Source organism: Candidatus Binatia bacterium (genome assembly GCA_026415395.1).
Lineage (GTDB): Bacteria > Desulfobacterota > Binatia > HRBIN30 > HRBIN30 > HRBIN30.
In genome coordinates, this window is sequence record JAOAHD010000007.1 from 178,679 (window position 1) to 199,422 (window position 20,744).

The window sequence follows — 20,744 nt, forward strand, 5'->3', positions numbered from 1 at the left end:
GCCCCGTGTCTCTAAAGACAGCTTGCCTTGAGCGTGCCAATCGGGTAGGCGATAGCTCCTGTGTCGGTGCGTCGGGGAGTGCCGTTGGTCTGGTTCATGAGAATTGTGCTCGTCGCCGCCAGTCTGGCGGTAACGAGCACGCCTAGTTGGGCTCGCGTGAGGTTCTCTCACGCCCGCTTCTCCGACGGGATGGTATTGCAAGCAGGGATGCCGAACCCGGTTTGGGGCGAGGCGGATCCGGGCGAGCAAGTAACGGTTCGGTTCGCTGGCCAGACGAAGACCACGGCCGCTGCTCCGTTTACTGGGCGGTGGGAAGTGACTCTCGATCCGCTGCCGGCTTCGAGTTCGGGGCGTCCCCTGACCGTGACCGGACGCGATAACGAGATCACTTTAGACGACGTACTCGTGGGCGAGGTGTGGCTGTGCAGTGGGCAGTCCAACATGGTGATCAGCCCGCCGACCAAGACCGAGCTCGACAGTTATCCATTGGTTCGCACGTTCAAGACGAAGCGTTGGGGCGAGCGTCCTGCTGGGGCAGCATTTTGGTTCGGCGTTGAGCTCCATGAGCAGCTCGGAGTTCCCATCGGAATTCTCAACGAGGCTGTGGGTGGCTCCAATATCCGCTTTTGGTTCGGTGCTTCCATCGTTGGCCCGGCTGGAGACGGCTTAGAGGATCGGCTGCGTGAAAAGGGCCGACTCTACGAACGTAAGATCGAGCCACTGTTCCCATTGGCTTTTCGCGGGGTGTGTTGGTGGCAAGGTGAGGCGGACGACGCACGGCCCAGCCAGTACGCCGTTGCGCTTCCCGCGCTTATCAAATCGTGGCGCGAGGATTTTGGTCGTCCAAACCTGCCATTCATCTTTGTCCAGTTGCCGACTGGTGGTGGTCTCAAGTTCGGTGAATTCCCGGCACCGCTTCCGATTGTTCAACCCATTCAGCTTGTCGCTCCGCGGATGCGCGACGCGTACCTCAAAGCCCTTGCCTTGCCGCAAACAGGAATGGTGATCACCATCGATCTTCCCGGTGGCACGCATCCGCGGGAAAAGGAGCTGTATGGGCGGCGGATGGGGTTGGTTGCCTTGGGGACGGTATACGGAACGATTAGCGGTAACTACTCCGGCCCGGTGTTTTCGCACATTCAGCAGGAGGGAAATCGACTGAGGATTTTCTTCCGGCCGCGGACTGCAATTGGACTGCAAGCTGGTGGGTCGAGCTCGCTGCAAGGGTTTGCAATCTCCAACGATGGGGTGACCTGGGTGTGGGCACACGCCACGATCCAAGGTTCGGAAGTCGTGGTGTGGCACGAAGCCGTCCCGAATCCCACGATGGTGCGGTATGCGTACGATGTGTTTCCGCGCTGGGCCAATCTTTTCAACGGCGACGGCTGGGCGGCCGCGCCGTTTTCATCGGACGTAGAACCGGGCCCGGGAGAGACCCCGGCACCCACAGTGACTCCGACGAGCACGCCGACGCCGTCCGCAACCCCCACACCGACAGGCCCGCCATTGCCCTCAGTTTCACCGACGCGCACTGGAACACCGACGAACACCATGCCTCCGTCACCAACCCTGACGCGCACGCGGACACCCACGATTACCCAGACGCCCACTCGAACATCAACCCCGACTTGGACCCCCACTCCGACTTGGACCCCCACTCCGACACCGACGATTCCGTTGGCATGCTCCCACGGAGCACCGATTCAGGGCGCCATTTTGCGGGTATTGCGTAATGCCGAGCCGGCAGGGGACGAGGTGCTCTTGGTGCAAGGAAATGCAGGAAGCTTCTTCCCGGGAATCGTCCTGGATGTCGCCACTGAAGGGATGCTGCTGCAAGTGGCCGATCGCAACGGCAACCTCGTCTTTAGCCGCCAGCTCCCAGGTGGCCCGAACTGGACCGTGCGTCAGACGCTGGGAGGTTTCTTGTTCTTGTATCGCGACCCGAGTGGTACGCTCGCCCAGGGAATCACGAAGGCGAAATTGATCAGCCGCGACGGCACCCGCGTCCAGTTCAGCGTCTCTGGCAAGGAGTCGAATTTCCAAATTCAACAGCACCAATTGCCCTTGCGACTGGCTGTGGTGTTCGGAGATCAAAGTGCCGGTGCCCAGGGGCGCTGCGGGACGATTGATTTCGGAACCGATGGTACGACCACCTGCACGTTCTCCGTACTGGGCAATACGGTGCTTTGCCGGTAAGCACCGAGGCTCACGCACAAGCACCGCCGCTAGCGGCATCGGCTCGGGCAGCGAATTTACCGTTTACAGGGGCTGCAGGAAAACGTGCCGATGAAGGTTTCTCCGGCGGGCGGCTGTCGATCGCAACCGGCCGGTCGCGCCGTCTTGTTCATCGTGTTGTTGGGGTTGGTGAGCCTGTGCGCGGATGTCACGTACGAAGGTGCCCGTAGCATTATCGGCCCGTACCTCGGTTCGCTCGGTGCCAGTGCCCTCACGGTGGCGGTGGTGGCCGGCGGCGGAGAGTTGCTGGGCTATGTTTTGCGGCTGTGGTCCGGGGTACTCGCCGACCGCACCCAAGCATACTGGCTGCTTACCATCGCCGGTTATACCGTGAACGTACTGTCTGTCCCCGCGCTGGCGCTTACCGGACACTGGGTCCCTGCGGCTGGCCTGGTCTTGCTCGAGCGCACGGGCAAGGCCCTGCGCACGCCAGCGCGAGATGCGATGTTGTCGTTCGCAACCGCCCGCACGGGCCACGGTTGGGGGTTCGGTCTCCACGAAGTGCTGGACCAGTTCGGGGCTACCTTGGGCCCTCTGGTCGTAGCAGGGATCGTTGCCGCACAGTCGAACTATCGTGAGGCATTTGCCTGGCTGTTGCTCCCGGCTTTCGCGGCCCTCGCTTTCTTGACACTGGCTCGCATCCTGTTTCCGCGCCCGCGCGAACTGCACGTGGCGCCGGAAGCCGTGGTGACCACCGGCTTGCCACCCGCGTTTTGGGTGTACGTGGTCGGTGCTGCGTGTGTGGCAGCCGGGTACGCAGACTACCCGCTCGTTGCCTACCACTTCCAGCAGAGCGGCCATGTGAGCGCCGCGTGGATTGCCACCCTGTATGCGCTGGCCATGGCTGTCGACGGCGTTTCTGCCTTGCTGTTCGGGTGGTGGTTCGACCGAGCTGGGATGCGCGCTTTACTGGTGGCGGTTGGTCTCTCGGCCCTGGCTCCGGTGTGGCTGTTTTCCCAAACCTTTGCCGCCGCGGCCGCAGGCGTGATCCTGTGGGGGATCGGAATTGGGGCGCAGGAGTCCGTGTTGCGGGCTGTAGTGGCGCACCTCACCCCGCATGCGCGCCGTGGTAGTGCATTCGGCGTGTTTAACATGGTTTTCGGACTAGCCTGGTTTGCTGGCAGCGGGGTGCTTGGCTTTCTGTACACTCACTCGCTGCCCGCGCTGGTCTTCTTTGCCACGGCCATGCAACTGGCGGCGCTCCCCTTGTTTTGGCGGGCCGAGCAGGTGCATCGGCACCGTAGGGGCTGATCAACGAGCTCGAACCGCCTCGTCGTTGCGTAACCTTTGGCGGCCAGCATGGCGAGCGAGTTCTTCGACCACGGCTGGCAACTCCTCTAAGGTCTGGATGCGGGGCGCCGGCACGGCAATTCCGCCAAGAGCGACAAAGTGCATCCCTGCGGCTTGCGCTGCCTGCCAATCGGACTCGGCGTCTCCTACGTACACTGCTTCGTGCGCCTCCACGCCGAGCCGCTGCAAGCATAGCAGCAACATGTCCGGATACGGTTTTGGCCGCTCGACGTCGCGCACTCCAACGGTAGTCTCGAGGTATTCGGTCAGGCCAAACCGCCGCACGATTTCCTGCGCGGTGTAGCCGCGATTGGTCGCCATCGCCAAACGGTAGCGGGCGCGCAGGGTTTGCAGCACGCGATGAAGCGACGGCACCGGCCGCATGAGGCGATAGAACGGCTCGTAGTCTGTCGCCGCCGCCACTTCCTTCGCCCGTGCAATTTTTTCTTCGTCGCCTTGGAACACGTGGGCGAAGAATTGTGCCGACGAGCCACGGTGGGCAAGCTCGGCCAATTCCGGAGTCATGGGCGGATAACCCAAATCCCGCAAAATGGCGTTGTAGTACGCCAAATTTGCTGACCACGAATCGAACAGCACACCGTCGCAATCGAGCACAACGGCTCGCAGCCCCACGGGGGGAAGCTCGTGCGAGGAGCCTTTGCGAATTCTCATGAGGCTAGCCCCTTTGTACCTGTAGCGGCAGGAGCCGACACCGATCCTAAGTGCCAGAGCTCTTTTAAGCGAGGATACGTCAGGATGAACCAAAGGAGCTGAGGGGCCAGCACGAAGCTGAGGAGACCACTGAAGACCCCGAGCGTGTCCGTCCACCAACTCGGATGCGCCAGCACAACCGGGTATATGAGCAGCACGAGCACGTGCACGAGAAAAAACGCCACCATGCCAATCACACAGCGCCCCACGGTGCCCACCAACCCTAAACCGGGCGTGGCGCAGATCAGTGCCTGCAAAGGTACTTGTGCCATCGAGAGTAGGGAAACATCGATTTGCAATGGAATTTCCACGCCGCCCTTGGTGAACACTGGGTTCGAGCGATCGGTTGCCCCGAACTCGAGCCACCATCCGGTCAAAGCCGGACTGACCAACCTGGCTAATTCCAACGCAGCAGTCCGATACGCGGTGCCGAAGCCCGCGCTTGCCCAGGTTGCCAAAAGCAAAGTGAAGGCGGCGATGAAGCGCAATGCAAACTTAATCTTCATGTTGGGCGTGCCCGCTCCACCCAGGCCATGGCGTACAGGGTCACCAACATCAAAAACACTCCCTGCCAAACGTATTCGTGAAAATAATCGAAGAGGCTGGGATAGAACTCCACCAAGCGCACCAACATGGCAATGCGGGCAACATTCACCGCGGATAGAAGCGCCACCCCGAGAATCATGCCGGCGACCTTTTGCTGCCACGGTGCCGGGTAAGCGAGGATGAAGCTGAAGAGCACGACAAAGACGAACAACCCCGTGCACTCGTGATTGACCTCTAGGCTCGCGCTCTCCGTCACGATGATGTTGCCGCTGACAACGTTGGCCTTTGAGCCAGCGAGCTGGGCGAGCGATGCTGCTACACTCGCAATCGCGCGCTCAATGGGCGCTAGCCGGTTTTGCAAGCCGCTAACTGCCGCGAAGGCGCTAAACGCCCACAAACAGCCGAAAAAGATCGACACGAACCTGATAATTGGTCTACGCATCGCCCTCCCACTCACAACAACTGAGCTGTGGATAGTGCTCCGCCGTTACACCTCGCCTCTCGCAGTTTTCCCGCGGAAGTGTGCCGCCGTTGCTGCAGCAGGAGCACCGTACCGAGGAAGATTGCCGCCATCCACGGCAAGGCATCGCCGAGCCGTGCGTATACGGTCGGCAGGTTCAACAGCCGCGCTTCGCCCGTGACCACTTCTTCCGTGAACAAACCGCCCTGAGCGCGGACCCGCCCAGCAGCATCGATGATGCTGGTGACCCCGGTGTTCGATCCGCGCAGTAAGAATCGCCGGTTTTCGATGGCGCGCCAGAGGGCCAGGGCTTGGTGCTGGTACGGCGCCGGGCTGTCGCCGTACCAGGCATCGTTGAGAATGGTGACCAGCACATTCGCTCCTGCCAAGGTGGTTTTCCGTGGCATATCGCCGACGATGTCCTCGAAGCAAATCAGTTGACCCACCCGCGCGCCATTGTCGAGCACAAACACCCGCTCGCTGCGCCCGGCGGTTAAACGCCCACTGGCTGGGCTGAGTGCGTACACCGCGGGAACGAGTTCCCCGCCGGGGATGTATTCGCCGAATGGCATGAGGATGCGCTTGTCGTAGCGGCCGCGAACGATGCCCCCGGGCTCAATCCAAAAGGCGCTGTTGAACTGTTCCACCTTATCCGCACCGACAAACCGGTAGGCGAGACCACCGAAGATCAGGTGAGAGCGTAGATCAGGAAACGGGTTTTCCTTGCCGCGCAACTGCCCCAGGTCGGCTGGGATCCATTCTTGGTGAACCGTCTCCGGCCACACGAGCAGATCAACTTGTTCCTGCACCGCGCGGCTGAGCTGCCGGTATTTTTCCAGGTTCACCTCGAAGTACCGCAGATCCCCCTTTTCCGCGATGCCCACGTTGCCTTGCACCAGCGCCACACGAATGGCTGGCGCTTGCCGCATCGCCTCGTCCACCTGCGGCAAGCGGTACCAACCGTAAACCCAAAGCAGGGCTGCGGTCACGATGGAAGCAACGAGCGCCACGGCTTGCCGGATGGTGCACCAGTGGGCAGCGGCCGCGGCAAACCACACCATGACGAAACTCAGTAAGTACGGCCCTGCCAAGTCACCGCTCTGCACCAAATGCAGAGCCTGCATTTGGCTGTTGGCCAGGCGCCACGGAAACAAGTTCGGATACCAATACTCGAGCACAACCCAAGCGGCGGCCACCGCCAGGGGCCACATCGGGCCACGGCGCAAGCGGTGGACAACCCATCCGAAGGCGGCAAACTGGACGGCAGTGAACGCAGTCAGTAGCAGGTAGAATACGAGAGCAACGGGGAGCGGAAAGCCGCCGAACACGCGGATCGTGTACACGAGCCAGTAAAATGCCGGGAGATTGGTTGCCCAGCCAGCAATCCAGCCGAGACCGGCGGCGTGCCGCCCCGTGGGCGCTTGCCACACCGCGATGAGCAACGGCACGAGCGCGACCCAAGCCAACGGGTACAACTCGAACCAAATGAAGCTCGCAGCCACGGCCAACCCCGACACAGCCGCGGCCACAGTGCCGATAAGACAGCCCTGCAGAGGAATCCCCACTCCGCGGGCTGCTGGGTTTAGCGTAGATCGTTGCCCTCCGGCGATCGGCAGAAGCGGCCAATTCGACACGTGCCGTTCCTTAGCCGATTCTTCGCGTACGGCGAAGCACCGACCCGATGATCATGGGAATCACCTGCGTCATGGTGGGGAAGCTGCCAGCGCTTGCCGGCGGGCCACTGGAACAGAAAGAAGCGGCTGCTGGCGGGCGTCGTGAACTTCGCTGCTCGTGAACGGCTCCACCCTAGCCTCTCCGCGATCGAAACGCTCCAACATCCAGTTAAGAAGCGCAGCTAAGCGTTCGTCGCTGAGTTCCGCGTGCGCTACCCCAGGCACGCGCAGTAGGTACGCACGCCCATCAGCCGTGCGCGCTAAGCGCCGCAGGTTGCCGGCAAAGGGCGGGGCGCCATCACGCGAGCCCTCGCCGCGGGGGCCGTGGCAGCCTTGACAGTGTAACACGTAGTCCGCTTGCGGATCGGCCTGAGCTGAGGCCACGCAAAAGCTGCCCAGCAGCCAAATGAGCACGGAGAACGCCGCCCTGTGTTTCACACATCCCCCTTGGCCTCACCGAGCACGATTGCCGTCGAGCAGTGGTACACCACGTTGTTGATCCCGTGGCACCAGTTGATGTCGTTGCTGCGCTGCGGGTAGTAGACCGGCTTGTCGCCTTCGTTGCGGTGGCAGTAGCAAAGCCCGCACACGTGCTTCGCGCAGCAGTCGTTGTAGGAAATGATGTACAGCTTCCCATCAGCAGGGTTGCGGCAAGTGCCGATCCACGTCACCGGCGACTGGATGGTGCCAGGCGGGCAGGAACGCTGTGTGCCACCGCAGCAACTGCAGAGGAACCCATCGATGGCACAATGCCGCCAATACTCGCAGCGCGATGGGTCGCCCGCTGGGTGGTCAATCCCCGGCTCGCCCTGCACGGCCTCTTTCCGCGCCGTGCTGGCCCGTGCGACTGGCAACAGCGGGTAGGTTGCCATGCCGACGAGAGCCGTCCCAACCCGCGCCAAGAAGCTGCGGCGCGAGGTGCGGTCCGCCAACCGCCGCGCCCAGCGAGCACACAACGTGTCGATTGTGGCAAACAGGGGCTCCAGCATCGATGACCTCCGCCTAACCCGCGACGCGTTGCCGTTGCAAGTACTCCTGAATTGAACCCACACCATGGCGGTAGGCCTCGAACAAACTTTCGATGTGCTCCCGCGTGTTCACGATTCCTTTGGCGCGCAGCACGCCCTTGGGGTCGAGCAGCACAGCGAACGGCAGCTTCGGCACCTGATACGCTAGGCCCAGCTCCGTCGAAAGTACGTAAGGAAAGCGGGAACCCAGGCGAGCCAACATTTCCTCGTGCTCGTCGATGGGCCCTTCACTCGCGAGCACAATGTCCAGCCATCGTTCCTCGCTGCGGCGAACGGAGTCGAGCACCGGCAAGAGCGCTTTGCACGCCGGGCACTGGGGCGCCACCCACACGAGCAGGGTACAGCGTTGGTCGCTGCGCGTGCCGCCAATGTGCACGGTCTGCCCGCGCAAGTCGCGCAACTCGAACGCAGGCGCCACACTCCCCACTTGCGGCGCGGTTTGTGGCACCAAGGCGCCCACTGGGGCAATGCGTGCTTGCAACAGCCCAACTTGCCGCACGAGCGCGAGCACGACCACCGCCAACCCGACCACTACCAGCCAAAGCAACACTTGGGAAACGATCAGCGCAGTCGACATTGGCGTTGCTCGTCAAGTGCGGTCCGTCTTGTCAGCCAGTTTGTCGGCTGGAGTTTGTGCGAGCATCTCCAAAGCTAAGTACAGGACAACCAGCGCTAAAGCGGCAGCGGCGACGGTGAAGGTATCGAGCCAGGTCCAGGGGCGAGCCGGCGCGCTCCCCGTGGCCACGAGGAACAACGCAGCAAGCACGAGATTCCGCCACACCAGTGCCCAGCTAATGTTCGCTGCTCCGCGCGGGCCCGCGCACCCACAGGGGTGATCGGTGCGGCCCGCAACAATCTCGCGCACCAGCACCCCGGCGTAGAGGAGCAAGAGCGCAGCACTGCCGGCGCACGCCAGCGTGAAGGCTCCGGCAAAACAAAATGCCAGCGCAAGGGAAAGTTCGGTGACAATCAGGCCGAGAGCCAGGAGTCCGTGCAGCGGCGCTGCCGGAATACGGTAGAGTGCCAAGATGTTCCGAAACTCCTTAGGTGCGCGGAGTTTGTGCCAGGCGGCGCTGGACCAAAGTAAAACACCGAGCACGCGCACGAGCATTTGATACGCGACATCCATTGCTCAGCGGCTGCCTCCGTAGGGAGCGAAAAGCAAATCGGTCATCCAGCCAATGGGTTGCACCCGCCGCACGAACGCCCCCGAGCGTGCGTCGTACACGGCAAGCGCGCCGGCAAACTCGCACGCAGTAATCAGCAGCGGGTTCTCATCTTGGGTGACGGCAATCGACTTGACCAAGGGCGGAATCCAGCGATCCAGCGCCCGCTCCCAAAGCCACGGCAACGGCCAGCGCCACGAGGCGTCAGGCTCGATCGCAAACCCGTACAGCGTGGCTCCCGGAAATCGGAGGGGGATACGCTGGAGGCGTTTCTTCTCGCGGGTGTCGAACACCCATACCTCGGTTCCCGGTTCCTTGTGGGTATCCGGACCTCCCTGATGCATGAGCACGAACAGCCACCCGAGCTGCGCATGGGCCGCCAAGTGCTGGGAGCCTCCGGTGCGCCACGATTGCCGGCGGTCGTTCTCGTCGACGATCGACCAAGTCGGCAGTGGCCGGATGTCGTCGCCACTGACGTCCACGGGGTGCACCACGCCTTCGAAGGAAACGAAGTACCAGATAGAGCCAGCCCGAACCCCCTTCTCCGTCACTGGATCTCGACGCGGATCAAAAAATGGGGCCGAACGGCTGCGCCGACGCTCGTTTCCTTCGTCGTCGAGTTCGATGACGAACATACTGCCATCCGGGCAAAGCGCAAAGAACCGGCGCGGCCCTGCGGCAAACGCCAAACTGCAACCGGGAGTGTCGATCTCGGTCACGAAGCGCCGGCGCTCGACGTCGACAATGCTCAGCGAGGTGCCGGTCGTCCAGTTAAATACGGCCACGAAGCGATCATCGTCGGAGAGGGCGCCATGGTTTAGGGCGATGCGGTTGAGGGCACGTTTCGGAGGGATGGGAATTTCCGCCACAAAGGCGAGGTGTTTGGTGTCGTAGATTTCGACCACGTCGGTGCGCTCCCCACGCGTCCGGCGCGAGTAGTAAGTCGACGGGACGTAAATTTCCGGGCGCCTCTGGGCAAAGAGCGGCAAAAACGTTCCGTAGCCAGCGGGGACGCTACCTAAAAAGCGGCTTTGGTCGACATCGACCACACTCGTGCGTTCCAACACCAAGTCGGTTGCAAAAACCCAGCGGGCGTGTGGTGGCGGTAGCGTTTCCACTTGGCCGGTTTGTTCGGGCGCCACCTCCGCCCCAACAATGCCAGGGAGGAGTAACGCAAGCACCCAGAACCACCTGCACGCGAGCCGCACGGAAAATTGCTACCACGTGCGCTCTCGCTCAGGCAACCCAATCGTGCTGGCAGGAACCGAGTCGTTAGTTTGCGCTCGGGCGATTTTCAGCGCGGGCGAGATCTTGGATTTCGTTGGGTTGTAAGGGGCGGTTCAAAATGCGCACATCGACCATCTCCCCCGCCGCCGGCGTTCCCGAGGGCAGCTTCGAGCCCACGTACGCCTTTGGCTCTTCGCCAAGGGAAGGAGGAATGTCGAAGGTGTTTTGCGAGACCGGTTTGCCGTCAACGAAAAGTTGTAAGCGGCCTTGCACCCAGGTGGCGGACACCTGATGCCACTCGCCCGGTTTCCACTCATCGATGGGTACACCCACGCCGAGCTCGCGGCCATTGGAGTCGAAGTACTCAAAGCGCAGGAAGTTGACGTTTTTGGCCACACGGATGGCTTGCTGTCCCTCGCCAATTTGCACGAAAACGGCATCGTTTTGGTCGCTCGGTTCCCAGTCGGGTTTCAGCCAAAAGGCCATCGTGCCTGCATCCCCGGCAATCTTGCCAGCATTCTCCAATTGCACCTGGGTTTCCGTGACGAAACGCTGATCTTTGCCGCCCTCGAATACCACTTCAGGAGGCGGCTCCCCTTCTGCCGGCATCTGGCCTACCACAGTGGTTGTTTGTTCGGCACTGCCGCGTTGCGGCTTTAGTGTGGCAAGTTTGTCTGCCGCTGGCGGGGCCACCGCCTCCACCTCACCTGCAGGGGCTTCGGCTGCACTTCCGACCGCCTCCCCAAAGCTCCCGCCGCGGGGCTTGAGACCAGCTAGGCCAACGGCTGCGCCCGCCCCTGCAGTTCCCGACTCGCCCGAGCTGGTGCCCGTAGCGTGTCCGGTAGCGGCTCCACGGGCGCCAGCGGCCGCAGCAGCACCGCTGCTACCACCGCGCTCCTCCCGAGAGGCGAGCACGCCTGCCGCGGCCTTCCGCCCTTCCTCGCCGTTGCGCTCTCCGCGTCGCGATTGCACCAGATATAGAGTGCCGCCCACGACGACAATTCCAGCAACGACCAACCCGACGACCAGGTTCCGGTTCATACGAGCGCGTATGGTGAAGGCCGAGCCCCCGGTTGTCAATGCTTGTCGTGGTGCTTCCAGCGAGGCGGCAGAGACCGCTGCGCCGCGGGGGATGGCGAGCATTGCGGCGGCGTGAAAGCGCCAAGGTGCCTTGGTATGAACAGCTCATGGCAAACGACTTCCCATTCCAGGAACTTTTCCCGCTGGGGGAAGATGATACCCCTTACCGGCGCCTCGATGGCCATTGGGTTGAGCGCGATCGCTTCCGCGGCCACGACGTACTCGTGGTGCAGGCGGAGGGCCTGCGGCGGCTCGCTGCGGAAGCGATGCGTGACATCAATCACTTGTTCCGGGCCGGCCACCTCGCGCAGTTGCGGGCGATTTTGGATGACCCGGAGGCTTCTGCCAACGATCGCTTTGTCGCTTGGAACATGCTGCGCAATGCGTGCGTGGCCGCCGGAATGGTGTTGCCCTCGTGTCAGGACACGGGCACGGCCATCGTGTTCGGCAAGAAGGGGCAGCAAGTGTGGACTGTGGGCGACGATGACGAACGGGCATTGGCCCACGGGATTTTCGACACCTACACCAGCGACAATCTCCGTTACTCCCAGCTTGCCCCCTTGACCATGTACGAGGAGGTGAACACCAAGTCGAACCTGCCAGCGCAGGTCGAAATCCTCAGTGTTCCGGGCGATCGGTACGAGTTCCTGTTCGTGGCCAAGGGCGGGGGCTCCGCCAACAAGACGTTTTTGTTTCAAGAAACGAAAGCCGTCTTAAACCCCACCGCACTGAAAAATTTCCTGCGCGACAAGCTGCGGCTGCTCGGCACCGCGGCGTGTCCACCGTACCACCTTGCGGTAGTCGTGGGCGGCTTGTCGGCAGAGTTGACCCTCAAGACCGTGAAGCTCGCGTCGTGCCGCTACCTCGACCATTTGCCCACTCGCGGAAACGAGCGTGGCCACGCCCTTCGCGACCCCGAACTCGAGGCCGAGTTGCTGAAAATGGCGCAAGAAACGCACATCGGGGCTCAGTTCGGCGGCAAGTACTTTTGCCTCGATGTACGCGTGATTCGCTTGCCGCGCCACGGCGCCAGTTGCCCCATCGGCATTGGTGTGTCTTGCTCTGCTGACCGCCAAGCGAAGGCAAAAATCACTGCCGAGGGAATCTTTCTCGAACAGTTGGAAACCCATCCCGAGCGCTTTCTCCCGGACATCGATGAGAAGCAGCTCAGTCGCGAGGTGGTGCCGATCGATTTACGCCGGCCGATGGACGAAATTCGCCGCGAACTGTCCAAGTACCCGATCAAAACCCGGCTGGCGCTCACCGGGCCCATGATCGTCGCGCGCGACATCGCCCACGCCAAACTCAAAGAGCGGATCGACCGCGGCGAGGGTTTGCCCCAGTATTTCAAGGATCATCCCATCTATTACGCGGGCCCGGCAAAAACGCCGGCGGGCTACGTGTCGGGCTCCTTTGGCCCGACAACTGCCGGGCGCATGGATGCCTACTTGCCGCTGTTTATGCAGCACGGGGGGAGTTACGTGACCGTGGCCAAGGGCAATCGCTCGCCGGTGGTTACCGAGGCGTGCAAGAAATACGGCGGCTTTTATTTGGGAAGTATCGGCGGTCCGGCTGCTGTGTTGGCGCAAGAGAACATCAAGAAGGTGGAGTTGGTCGAGTATCCCGAGCTGGGAATGGAAGCCATCTATCGCATCGAGGTAGAAAACTTCCCAGCCTTTATTGTCATCGATGACAAGGGGAATGACTTCTTCGCCCAGCTCTGAGTCGTTCCTCGCCGTTTACGCAAACGCGTCGATCACCTCAGCGAGGGCATCGAGTTGCCCACCACGGGTCGAGGAAGGGACCAAGATCGGCGTCTTCACCCCTGCTGCGTACCACGCTTCCACTCCCTCGCGCACTTCGCTGGCGCTGCCGAACAAGGTGCAATCCCGTAGCCAGCGATCGGACATCAGCGCAGGCAAGCGGTCGTATTCCCGCGCCGCAATGGCTGTTTGAATGGCACGCATTTCCTCTTCGTACCCAGCTTCGATCCAGTACCGCTGATAGTTAGGCAGCATGACGTAACCGGTAAGCGTTTTCCTCAGCACGGCAGCGGCAGCAGCGCGATCAGAGTCGATGCAAGTGGGAATCATGTTGCCGACAAAGAAGTCCGACTCGTTTGCTCGGGCTCCAAGGTGAGCGAGTGACGCGGGCATGTGCGAGCGGCAAGCATTGGCCCACACGGCTCCCTCGGCAATCCGAGCGGCGAGCCGAATCATGGGCGGGCGCAACGTGGCGAGCGTGATTGGCGGCAGCGGCCCCCAGCGGTCGGCGCCTTCTCGGAGCTTGGAGACAAACTCCTCCATGTCCTGGGTGGGTTTGCCGGCGCGGACGCCGAGACGCTCCAGCACAGGTCCGTGGCTCACTCCGATGCCGAAGCGGAAGCGCCCAGGGGCGAGTTCGTGAATCAGGGTGGCGGTGAGCGCGTAGTCGTGTGGGTGGCGCGTGTAAATGTTGGCGATGGCGGTACCGAACGGAATTTCGTTGGTCACCAACGCGATCGCTTCGCACAAGCCTAAGCCGTCGCCAAAGCTCGGACAGTAAATCCCGGCAAACCCCGCGCGCTCCAATGTACGGGCCATCTCCAACGTGGCGCGGCGCTTACCGCGCATCGCCGCCAAACTCACTGCTGGCTTTGTCCCCACCGGCTCGCTCTCCCTTAGAATTCTTCGTCTTCGATTTCGTCCAGCTCGCCCCACTCGATCTTGCACTTCTCCGAGCAGAAAAAGTGTGGCCAGCTTTCCACGACCACTACCTGAGCCCGCTCCTTGAGCACAGGTAGACCGCAATGTTCACAAGTAACCGTTTCCGTCATCGCTGCTCTCCTTTCTTATCGACGTGCTGCCGGCTGTGAGGTCCGGCTTGGCCGCGTCCGGGTGCTGGTGCTCGCCAGCAAGCGCGCCAGTTCGTCGCGTTCCGACCAATGCCAGCGCACCCGCTTGCCGCCTTGCCGCGCGCGTACCCCGCGCCCTGGCACCACCCGGCCGATCACTTGTCCGGCAATGCCTCGCCGTTGCCAGGCCGCGGACAGAACGGGCCAATGATCGGGAGGCACCGTGGCCAACAACATCCCCGAGCTAATGAGGCCGAGCGGGTCGACACCAAAATGGTCACAAAGGATCCGTGTTTCCGCCAAGACCGGGATGGCGTCCAGGTCAACTTCGAGCCCGCGTCCCGAAGCCAACGCAAGCTCAGTTAGGCCAGCGCGGACGCCCCCTTCGGTCGGGTCGTGCATGGCCGTTGCTCCGCTGCGAGCAGCGAGCAACGCCTCGGGAACAATGGAAATTCCCGGGCTGCGATGAAAGCGAGTCGCACGCCGTGCCTTCGCCGCACCAAGCAAGCGAGTGGCCTCGCGGGGAAAGGAGCGCGCTAAAATTGCTGTGCCTTCCAAGGCTGCTGCTTTCGTGCAGACTAAAAGATCGCCAAGGCGCGCGCCCTGCGGGGTGACCAATTCGTCCTTGCGTGCAACTCCTTGCATGTCGCCTGCGACCACGGGCTGGGTGACCGCCGGTGTGACCTCCGTGTGGCCGCCCGTAATGGCGATGCCGAGTGCTCGCGCAGCATCGTCGACGTCGCGCATGATGCGCCGCGCAGTATCGAGCCCGGCGACCGGTGGGAGCAGGACGGTGACCTGAAACCACGCCGGCTGGCAGCCGACCACAGCCACGTCGTTGGCATTCACGTGCACAGCGTACCAGCCAGCCTCTTCACCGACGAACGTGACGGGGTCGCTTTTCAGCACCAACAGCCGCTCACCGAGGTCGACCACCGCGGCATCGCGGCCGAAGGCAGGCCCTTGCACCACGCGGTGATCGGCAGCGCCACGGTAGCGGAGCAGCCCTTCGAGAGCCCGCTTGGGCAGTTTGCCGGGGAGCAATCGGTGAGCCCGCCGTGCCACGTCCCATTCCTACTGTTCACAGCGGGTGCTTGGGCCGGCGGTGCCCATCGCGCCGCCGTTCCACGAAGCTCTTGAGCTCTTCGGTAAGGGCATCGAAGGCAGCGTGAATGGCGTCTCCCATGTCGGCAGCATTTTTATGCGCCGTGAGCGTTTCCCCGGGAATGTGCAGTAACAGCCGCACTTCCTCGGCCCCTCGCAAATGGTGCGGGTTGTGAATCAGGGTGACGTGTAGGCGGAGCAAGTCGCGATACAGCTCCTGCAACTTTGCCACCCCGCGATCGATCAACACGCGCCAGCGGGGGTGAACCTCCGTGTGCTGTGCTTGGATTTCGAGATGCATCGCCCTTCGTTCCTTTCTACCCCGGCCTTCCGGCGCTTGCGCCAAGATGCGGCCCGCAGTCTACCAAACTCGTTGGCGCTGCCAACTGCTTGCACTGTTTGAAGTGGCGCGCAGCGATTGCACCGCCGCCGCGAGCACTTTTCTCCAGCCCGCGAAAGGCCGGAGCGTTCTGCCTGGGGTCGGTCGTGTCCCGAACGTTGCAGTGCCGCCCTCAACCGTACTGTGAGCGAGATCCGGTGTGGCCTCACAGTGGGACCTGCAAGGTTGCAACACTGATGCGTAAAAGCGGCACCGAAATATGACTTGTGCATGACGCGGTAAACGCACGGGCATCCAGCTTTGCCTGGCACAGTGTCTGCTGGAGACGACAAGTGTCGTTTGAGGAGGTCAGCGATGAAAACGAGCGCAAGCATCACCGTTCAAGGGGGGCTGGTGCTGAAAGCGCATCTGCTCCGCGTAGGCACGGAAGTCTTCGCCGTGTATGGGGACGAGGAGTGCGGATTTGCCGTTGATCCGGGCGACTTTGCTCCCGCCGTTCCAGCTGGGTGCCGATATTTTTCGCTCGACGAATTGTATTTTGCTTTAGTCAACCTCAACGCCAGCCCGGAGGGGCAGGCGTGAGCAGCTCCAATAGAATTGGCGGCAGCGCCTGGCTCTGAGGCGACGCTCCTCCCGCTTTGGTTTGCCGGCTGCCGCCAAGTGGAGCTGGCGGCCCGGCGGCTTCGGTTTGGGTCCGGCGTTTTCCCCCACCCCCTCCCAGCCCGAGGCCGACTGGGTCGCCAGTTTTTTTGTCCTCGATCCCTGTGGAACCGCACGTCGCCGCTGTATTCAGGTGCCTCGTGTGAGGCGATCATCCGGCTGGGCGGCGCGGCCACGGGCGACATCGGGTGCAAGGCATGGCGAAAGGAATCCTCGAAATGCCCTTGCACTTACAATGCGAGCGCGCACAGCATGTGAGCCCGTGCGGATTTGCCTCGACCGGTGCGCCCTGGCGGTCGTGGACCCTCGTATCAGTTCAACGGCTCAACCAGCTTTTGCAAACCACTCGCGGTGCCTTTGGCGGCAACGTGCGCCGCTGCGTTCTTCTTTGCTAAGGGGAGGCGGGTGAGCGAACTTCCGTACTACCTTCCCGTTGGCGACGAGATCGAAATTTTCCGTGCTGCCTACGCCTGCCGCTTGCCCGTGCTCCTCAAGGGTCCGACCGGTTGCGGCAAAACTCGCTTCGTCGAGTACATGGCGGCGCTGCTCCGGCAAGGAAACAACGGCGCGGTGCCTCCGTTGATTACCGTGGCATGTCATGAGGACCTCACCGGCAGCGACTTGGTCGGCCGCTACCTCATCAAGGGTGACGAGACGGTGTGGGTCGATGGCCCGCTCACCCAAGCAGTGCGCCACGGTTCCATTTGTTATCTGGATGAGATCGTCGAGGCTCGGAAAGACACGATTGTGTTGATTCACCCTCTCACCGATCACCGCCGTATTCTCCCCATCGATAAGCGAGGTGAAATCCTCGAGGCCCATCAGGACTTTTTGCTCGTCATCTCCTACAACCCTGGTTATCAGAGCGTGCTCAAGGACTTGAAGCACTCGACACGGCAGCGCTTTGTGACCATCGATTTCGACTACCCGCCGCGGGAGAAGGAAGCCCAAGTGATTGCTCACGAGTCGGGCATCGACATGGAAACCGCCCTGACTCTGGCCACGCTGGGAGAGAAGGTCCGCCACCTCAAGGCCTCCGGTCTCGAGGAGGGTGTGAGCACGCGCCTGCTCATTTATGCGGCCCAACTCATGGGGCGCGGCATACCCCCGCGCCGAGCTTGCCGCGTGGCGGTGAGTACTGCCCTCACCGACGATGTCGAAGCGCAGCGCGCGATCGACGAGCTCGCAGCGGCCCTGTTCCCATGAGCGAAATGGTCCGATCGGCTACCACGTCTGGAGCTTAGGGGGCTACCCGACCGCAGCAGTTGCCCCGCAGGAAAGCGAAACGTGCCACGTTCCCACCGACCAAAAGCAACGCCCGCTTCGGCCAACCTTCCTGTGCGTGTACGTGAATGGCTGGCGGAGATCGCCAGCACCTACGCGAAGGTGGCACCCACATTGGCGGAGGAGATCCAGCGAGCAGCCGCCGCGGCGTTCGAGCAGGGCGGGGCCGAGGTCGTGCTTTCGTGGCAGCGGGCGTTTGCTTCGTTGCTGGAGCGGCCGGCACTACCGCGCCGCGGCCTCGAGGCTTTCCTTGCAGCAAGCGAGCGCACGAAAGACCGGCAGGCATTATCCGCATGGGCTCAGGCGGCGCGTGCCCTCGGTCAGCTCTCGCCGCACCTGGCGGCGGACTTCCTGGCCCACACAGCGCCGGTGTTGGACCGCGTTCCCTTCGCCCACGTACTATGCGCGCACCGCCTTGCCGCGGCTCTGGTGGAAAGCGGAAACTGGCGAGGAGAGTTTGTCGCCCGTGCCTTCCTCGAATCCTTGCCGCGCGTGCTCGGTAAGCTTGACCCTGCCGCTTTGGGGTCGTGGTGCGCTTTGGGCGCACAAGTGCACCGCCCGGAAAAGGGGCGCTCGTTTTTTGCCGCGTTGCCGCCTGCGGTGCTGCAGTGGAGCGCTGCGGAGCAAGAGGGGTTTTTCCGAGCTTTGCTCGACGTTGCCGCAGAAGAGGAACGGGTTTGGGTCTTGTACAGCGAGATTCCGCGGGCCTTGGGCAGCCTCACTCCGCAACTGCGTCGTGCCGTATTACAAGTGTTCGCGCGTAGCGCGGGGGCAGGAGCGGAGCGCTGGAAGGAACTTGCCCCAGTGGTGGGGGCGCTGTTCGCGCCGCTGTCTCCGCGCCAACGGCGTTCCGCCTTGGCTGCGCTCGATGAGGTGTCTGCCCTCGTGCCTGCCGCAGCTCCCGAGCTGCTCCGGCGCTTGCCGCAGATTTACGAGCGCGCCAACGAGGAACAAGTGGCAAAGTGGGTGCGCTGCGGGCTCGAACTGTACGGCAGCGACCCCCAGCGGGCGCAAGCGTACTTTGGCCTCGATACCAGAACGAGCGTGGACATTCTCGGAGCGTCGCCCACCGCCGCAGTTTTTCACGAGGGGCAACACTGGTTGCGCAAGCTTGCCCACATGCTTTCTGCCATGCCCCTAACCTTGCGCGCGCAGAGCCAGTGGACCCTGCGCCCAGCGCTGGAAGGAATGTTCGACGAACGAGTGGCTGAGCTTCCGGACCGCATCGATTTCTTCCCTACCCACGAAGACAACGTCGCACTCTATCGCTTGCTGGTGATGCAAATTGCCGGGCGTTTTTTGTACGGCACGGCGCCGCAAGCGCCAGCAGCTTGGCCTGATTGGAAACAGGAACTGGAGGAAACAGCAGCCTACCGGCCACACTTGCACGATTGGTTTTTGCTCACCGAAGGTGTGCGTGTGGGCGCTCGAGTTGCCGCCGCGTTTCCCGGCTGGGCAAAAGAGCAGCGTGTTTTGTGTGAGCGCTTTTGCCTGCGTGCCCCAACTCTGGCCCCGGCGCGCCAACCGAGTCCGTTCGATTGGTTGTTGGCATGGGAGCTCTCTCAAGCCGGCGAGGAGGTTTTGCCGGAACCGCTGCGGGTTGCGGCTGTGGTCGTGCGGCCGTTGCTGGCGCCGCTCCATCGCCCCTCGGCCACGGTAAACGACGCCTGGAGCATTGCGAAAATCCTCGACGAAGCCTTTGCGCGAGTGGGTGCGGGTGCTGGCTTCGTCACTGAAACCGCACCGCAAGAAGAGGTGCCCGCCTACCTTTTGCCCGTGGATTTGTACGACGGCGACGCTACTCCCACGGATTCGCTGGCGAATGCGTCGCCGCAGCGCGATCAGGACAAACCCCTGCCGTCGTTGCGTGCGGAAATTGTCGAAGCCGAGGAACGCCCATCGGCCGGTGCGCCGCTGTCCGCTGAACTGCTGGAGGCTTTGCTGAAAACCGGAACTGCCTTGGAGTTGAAACAAGGTGTGGCTAGCGACGTCGAGGGGCTCGGGTTTTACATCAGCGATCTCTTGGGCAAACTGCCGCAAGAACAGCTCCAGGAGTTGCGCAGCTTGCTCGACGAAGGTGCCGCCACCTCCACACGGGTGCGGAAGTGGTTTGCCACCGAAGTCCAAGGGGAGGCGTTCTACTACGACGAATGGGATTACTTGCTCAACGACTATCGCCCAAGCTGGTGCCGGTTAGTGGAGCTACCCGTGGACAGCGACGGAGGCGAGTTCTTTGCCTGCACCTTGGCGGACTACGCAGCGTTGCTGCCGATCGTTCGGCGCGAGTTCCAGAAAATTCGGCCAGATTCGTATAAGATCGTGCGCGGCTTGGAAGCGGGGGAGGACTTTGACCTCAACGCCGTCGTGGATGCGCGCGGCGATCAGCGGGCTCGGCGCACGCCCTCGCCCAAGCTTTATATTGCCCGGCGGCGCGAAGAGCGCGACGTTGCCGTGCTGTTCCTCATCGACATGAGCGCGAGCACGGATGAGCCGGTGGATCCCGCGGTACGAAGCGCCGGCTTCAGCCGTAATCGGCCCGGACCACAGCGGCGGATTATCGATATCACCAAGGAGGCACTCGTGATCATGGCCGAGGCCCTCGAGGAACTCGGCGATGCATACGCCATTTACGGCTTCTCTGGCCACGGGCGGCGGCAAGTGGAGTTTTATCGAGTGAAGTCATTCCGCGAGGCTTTGAGTCCGACCGTGCGTGGTCGCATCGGAGCGCTCGAGCCCAAGCGCAGCACGCGCATGGGGGCAGCGCTTCGGCATGCAATCACGAAAATGGGGGAAACTTCGGCGCGCTCGCGCCACATCTTACTGCTGAGCGATGGCTTCCCCCAAGACTTCGACTATGGGCAAGATCGCCGTAGCAACACCTACGGGCTGCGCGACACCACCGCCGCACTGCAGGAGTGCGAGGCGCGCGGGATCGTGCCGTTTTGCATCACCGTGGATCGTGCGGGTCACGACTACCTGCGGGAGATGTGCCCGCAATCGCGCTACCTCGTGATCGACGACATTGCTGCCCTCCCGCGGGAACTGCCGAAGATTTACCAGCGCGTGGTGGGCAGTTGAGAAATCGCCCGTGCGGACCGCGGTGAAAC

At 62.4% G+C, this 20,744-nt stretch carries 20 protein-coding genes; 6 read left to right on the forward strand and 14 right to left on the reverse strand.

Features of this window, described 5'->3' with window-relative positions:
• The first annotated feature begins 156 nt into the window (after nucleotides 1-156).
• A complete protein-coding gene (locus N3C12_05390; GenBank protein ID MCX8071869.1) occupies nucleotides 157-2,196 on the forward strand; it encodes a sialate O-acetylesterase in 2,040 nt (679 codons plus the stop codon).
• 90 nt (nucleotides 2,197-2,286) lie between these two features.
• Entirely contained in the window at nucleotides 2,287-3,486 is a 1,200-nt protein-coding gene (locus N3C12_05395) for an MFS transporter (protein ID MCX8071870.1), read from the forward strand.
• Here N3C12_05395 and N3C12_05400 read toward each other — a convergent pair whose 3' ends face one another.
• The 10 genes from N3C12_05400 to N3C12_05445 all read right to left on the reverse strand — a co-directional run bounded on the left by N3C12_05400 (nucleotide 3,487) and on the right by N3C12_05445 (nucleotide 11,377).
• Complete coding sequence (locus tag N3C12_05400) at nucleotides 3,487-4,197, reverse strand: HAD family hydrolase (protein MCX8071871.1); 711 nt, start codon at nucleotides 4,195-4,197, stop codon at nucleotides 3,487-3,489.
• Nucleotides 4,194-4,742, reverse strand: coding sequence for a hypothetical protein (locus N3C12_05405; GenBank protein ID MCX8071872.1), 549 nt, complete (start codon nucleotides 4,740-4,742; stop codon nucleotides 4,194-4,196). Before N3C12_05405 ends, N3C12_05400 begins: the two co-directional genes overlap by 4 nt.
• Nucleotides 4,739-5,224 carry an archaeosortase/exosortase family protein gene (locus N3C12_05410; GenBank protein ID MCX8071873.1) on the reverse strand — a complete coding sequence of 162 codons (486 nt, stop codon included), beginning with the start codon at nucleotides 5,222-5,224 and terminating at the stop codon, nucleotides 4,739-4,741. The genes N3C12_05405 and N3C12_05410 overlap by 4 nt, the downstream gene beginning before the upstream one ends.
• An 11-nt stretch (nucleotides 5,225-5,235) precedes the next feature.
• On the reverse strand, nucleotides 5,236-6,876 hold the full coding sequence (gene lnt / locus N3C12_05415; GenBank protein ID MCX8071874.1) for an apolipoprotein N-acyltransferase: 1,641 nt from the start codon (nucleotides 6,874-6,876) through the stop codon (nucleotides 5,236-5,238).
• A 69-nt stretch (nucleotides 6,877-6,945) separates the two neighbouring features.
• Complete coding sequence (locus tag N3C12_05420; protein ID MCX8071875.1) at nucleotides 6,946-7,353, reverse strand: cytochrome c; 408 nt, start codon at nucleotides 7,351-7,353, stop codon at nucleotides 6,946-6,948.
• Nucleotides 7,350-7,904 (reverse strand): methylamine dehydrogenase (amicyanin) light chain, encoded by a 555-nt coding sequence (locus tag N3C12_05425; protein ID MCX8071876.1) that lies wholly within the window; start codon nucleotides 7,902-7,904, stop codon nucleotides 7,350-7,352. The genes N3C12_05420 and N3C12_05425 overlap by 4 nt, the downstream gene beginning before the upstream one ends.
• Before the next feature lie 13 nt (nucleotides 7,905-7,917).
• Complete coding sequence (gene mauD, locus N3C12_05430) at nucleotides 7,918-8,520, reverse strand: methylamine dehydrogenase accessory protein MauD (protein ID MCX8071877.1); 603 nt, start codon at nucleotides 8,518-8,520, stop codon at nucleotides 7,918-7,920.
• Between the two features lie 12 nt (nucleotides 8,521-8,532).
• Nucleotides 8,533-9,072, reverse strand: coding sequence for a hypothetical protein (locus tag N3C12_05435; protein ID MCX8071878.1), 540 nt, complete (start codon nucleotides 9,070-9,072; stop codon nucleotides 8,533-8,535).
• Nucleotides 9,073-9,075: 3 nt separating this feature from the next.
• Nucleotides 9,076-10,290, reverse strand: coding sequence for a hypothetical protein (locus tag N3C12_05440; GenBank protein ID MCX8071879.1), 1,215 nt, complete (start codon nucleotides 10,288-10,290; stop codon nucleotides 9,076-9,078).
• Between the two features lie 91 nt (nucleotides 10,291-10,381).
• The gene (locus tag N3C12_05445) at nucleotides 10,382-11,377 is read right to left on the reverse strand and encodes a LamG domain-containing protein (protein MCX8071880.1); all 996 of its coding nucleotides are present in this window, start codon (nucleotides 11,375-11,377) and stop codon (nucleotides 10,382-10,384) included.
• Between the two features lie 146 nt (nucleotides 11,378-11,523).
• Between N3C12_05445 and N3C12_05450 the strand changes: the two genes are divergently transcribed.
• Nucleotides 11,524-13,140 carry a fumarate hydratase gene (locus N3C12_05450; protein ID MCX8071881.1) on the forward strand — a complete coding sequence of 539 codons (1,617 nt, stop codon included), beginning with the start codon at nucleotides 11,524-11,526 and terminating at the stop codon, nucleotides 13,138-13,140.
• Between the two features lie 15 nt (nucleotides 13,141-13,155).
• Here the strand turns inward: N3C12_05450 and N3C12_05455 are convergent, their stop codons facing one another.
• Genes N3C12_05455 through N3C12_05470 form a run of 4 tightly spaced genes read right to left on the reverse strand, consistent with a single transcriptional unit; the run spans nucleotide 13,156 to nucleotide 15,654 of the window.
• A complete protein-coding gene (locus N3C12_05455) occupies nucleotides 13,156-14,061 on the reverse strand; it encodes an LLM class flavin-dependent oxidoreductase (protein ID MCX8071882.1) in 906 nt (301 codons plus the stop codon).
• Nucleotides 14,062-14,075: 14 nt separating this feature from the next.
• Nucleotides 14,076-14,231 (reverse strand): hypothetical protein, encoded by a 156-nt coding sequence (locus tag N3C12_05460; GenBank protein MCX8071883.1) that lies wholly within the window; start codon nucleotides 14,229-14,231, stop codon nucleotides 14,076-14,078.
• Nucleotides 14,232-14,246: 15 nt separating this feature from the next.
• On the reverse strand, nucleotides 14,247-15,314 hold the full coding sequence (locus N3C12_05465; protein ID MCX8071884.1) for an AIR synthase family protein: 1,068 nt from the start codon (nucleotides 15,312-15,314) through the stop codon (nucleotides 14,247-14,249).
• Nucleotides 15,315-15,330: 16 nt separating this feature from the next.
• The gene (locus tag N3C12_05470; protein MCX8071885.1) at nucleotides 15,331-15,654 is read right to left on the reverse strand and encodes an HPF/RaiA family ribosome-associated protein; all 324 of its coding nucleotides are present in this window, start codon (nucleotides 15,652-15,654) and stop codon (nucleotides 15,331-15,333) included.
• Between the two features lie 393 nt (nucleotides 15,655-16,047).
• Between N3C12_05470 and N3C12_05475 the strand changes: the two genes are divergently transcribed.
• From N3C12_05475 to N3C12_05485, 3 genes are all read left to right on the forward strand, one after another.
• Nucleotides 16,048-16,275: a hypothetical protein gene (locus N3C12_05475; GenBank protein ID MCX8071886.1), complete on the forward strand. Its 228-nt coding sequence runs from the start codon at nucleotides 16,048-16,050 to the stop codon at nucleotides 16,273-16,275.
• Between the two features lie 483 nt (nucleotides 16,276-16,758).
• Nucleotides 16,759-17,559, forward strand: coding sequence for a CbbQ/NirQ/NorQ/GpvN family protein (locus N3C12_05480; GenBank protein ID MCX8071887.1), 801 nt, complete (start codon nucleotides 16,759-16,761; stop codon nucleotides 17,557-17,559).
• A 132-nt stretch (nucleotides 17,560-17,691) separates the two neighbouring features.
• Nucleotides 17,692-20,715, forward strand: coding sequence for a VWA domain-containing protein (locus N3C12_05485; GenBank protein ID MCX8071888.1), 3,024 nt, complete (start codon nucleotides 17,692-17,694; stop codon nucleotides 20,713-20,715).
• Nucleotides 20,716-20,744 lie beyond the last annotated feature (29 nt).

Excerpts from the sequence above, each read along its gene's own strand:
- N3C12_05395 (MCX8071870.1), top strand. The coding sequence starts at position 2,287 with ATGAAGGTTTCTCCGGCGGGCGGCTGTCGATCGCAACCGGCCGGTCGC.
- N3C12_05400 (MCX8071871.1), bottom strand. The coding sequence starts at position 4,197 with ATGAGAATTCGCAAAGGCTCCTCGCACGAGCTTCCCCCCGTGGGGCTG.
- N3C12_05405 (MCX8071872.1), bottom strand. The coding sequence starts at position 4,742 with ATGAAGATTAAGTTTGCATTGCGCTTCATCGCCGCCTTCACTTTGCTT.
- N3C12_05410 (MCX8071873.1), bottom strand. The coding sequence starts at position 5,224 with ATGCGTAGACCAATTATCAGGTTCGTGTCGATCTTTTTCGGCTGTTTG.
- N3C12_05425 (MCX8071876.1), bottom strand. The coding sequence starts at position 7,904 with ATGCTGGAGCCCCTGTTTGCCACAATCGACACGTTGTGTGCTCGCTGG.
- mauD (MCX8071877.1), bottom strand. The coding sequence starts at position 8,520 with ATGTCGACTGCGCTGATCGTTTCCCAAGTGTTGCTTTGGCTGGTAGTG.
- N3C12_05435 (MCX8071878.1), bottom strand. The coding sequence starts at position 9,072 with ATGGATGTCGCGTATCAAATGCTCGTGCGCGTGCTCGGTGTTTTACTT.
- N3C12_05445 (MCX8071880.1), bottom strand. The coding sequence starts at position 11,377 with ATGAACCGGAACCTGGTCGTCGGGTTGGTCGTTGCTGGAATTGTCGTC.
- N3C12_05450 (MCX8071881.1), top strand. The coding sequence starts at position 11,524 with ATGGCAAACGACTTCCCATTCCAGGAACTTTTCCCGCTGGGGGAAGAT.
- N3C12_05460 (MCX8071883.1), bottom strand. The coding sequence starts at position 14,231 with ATGACGGAAACGGTTACTTGTGAACATTGCGGTCTACCTGTGCTCAAG.
- N3C12_05470 (MCX8071885.1), bottom strand. The coding sequence starts at position 15,654 with ATGCATCTCGAAATCCAAGCACAGCACACGGAGGTTCACCCCCGCTGG.
- N3C12_05475 (MCX8071886.1), top strand. The coding sequence starts at position 16,048 with ATGAAAACGAGCGCAAGCATCACCGTTCAAGGGGGGCTGGTGCTGAAA.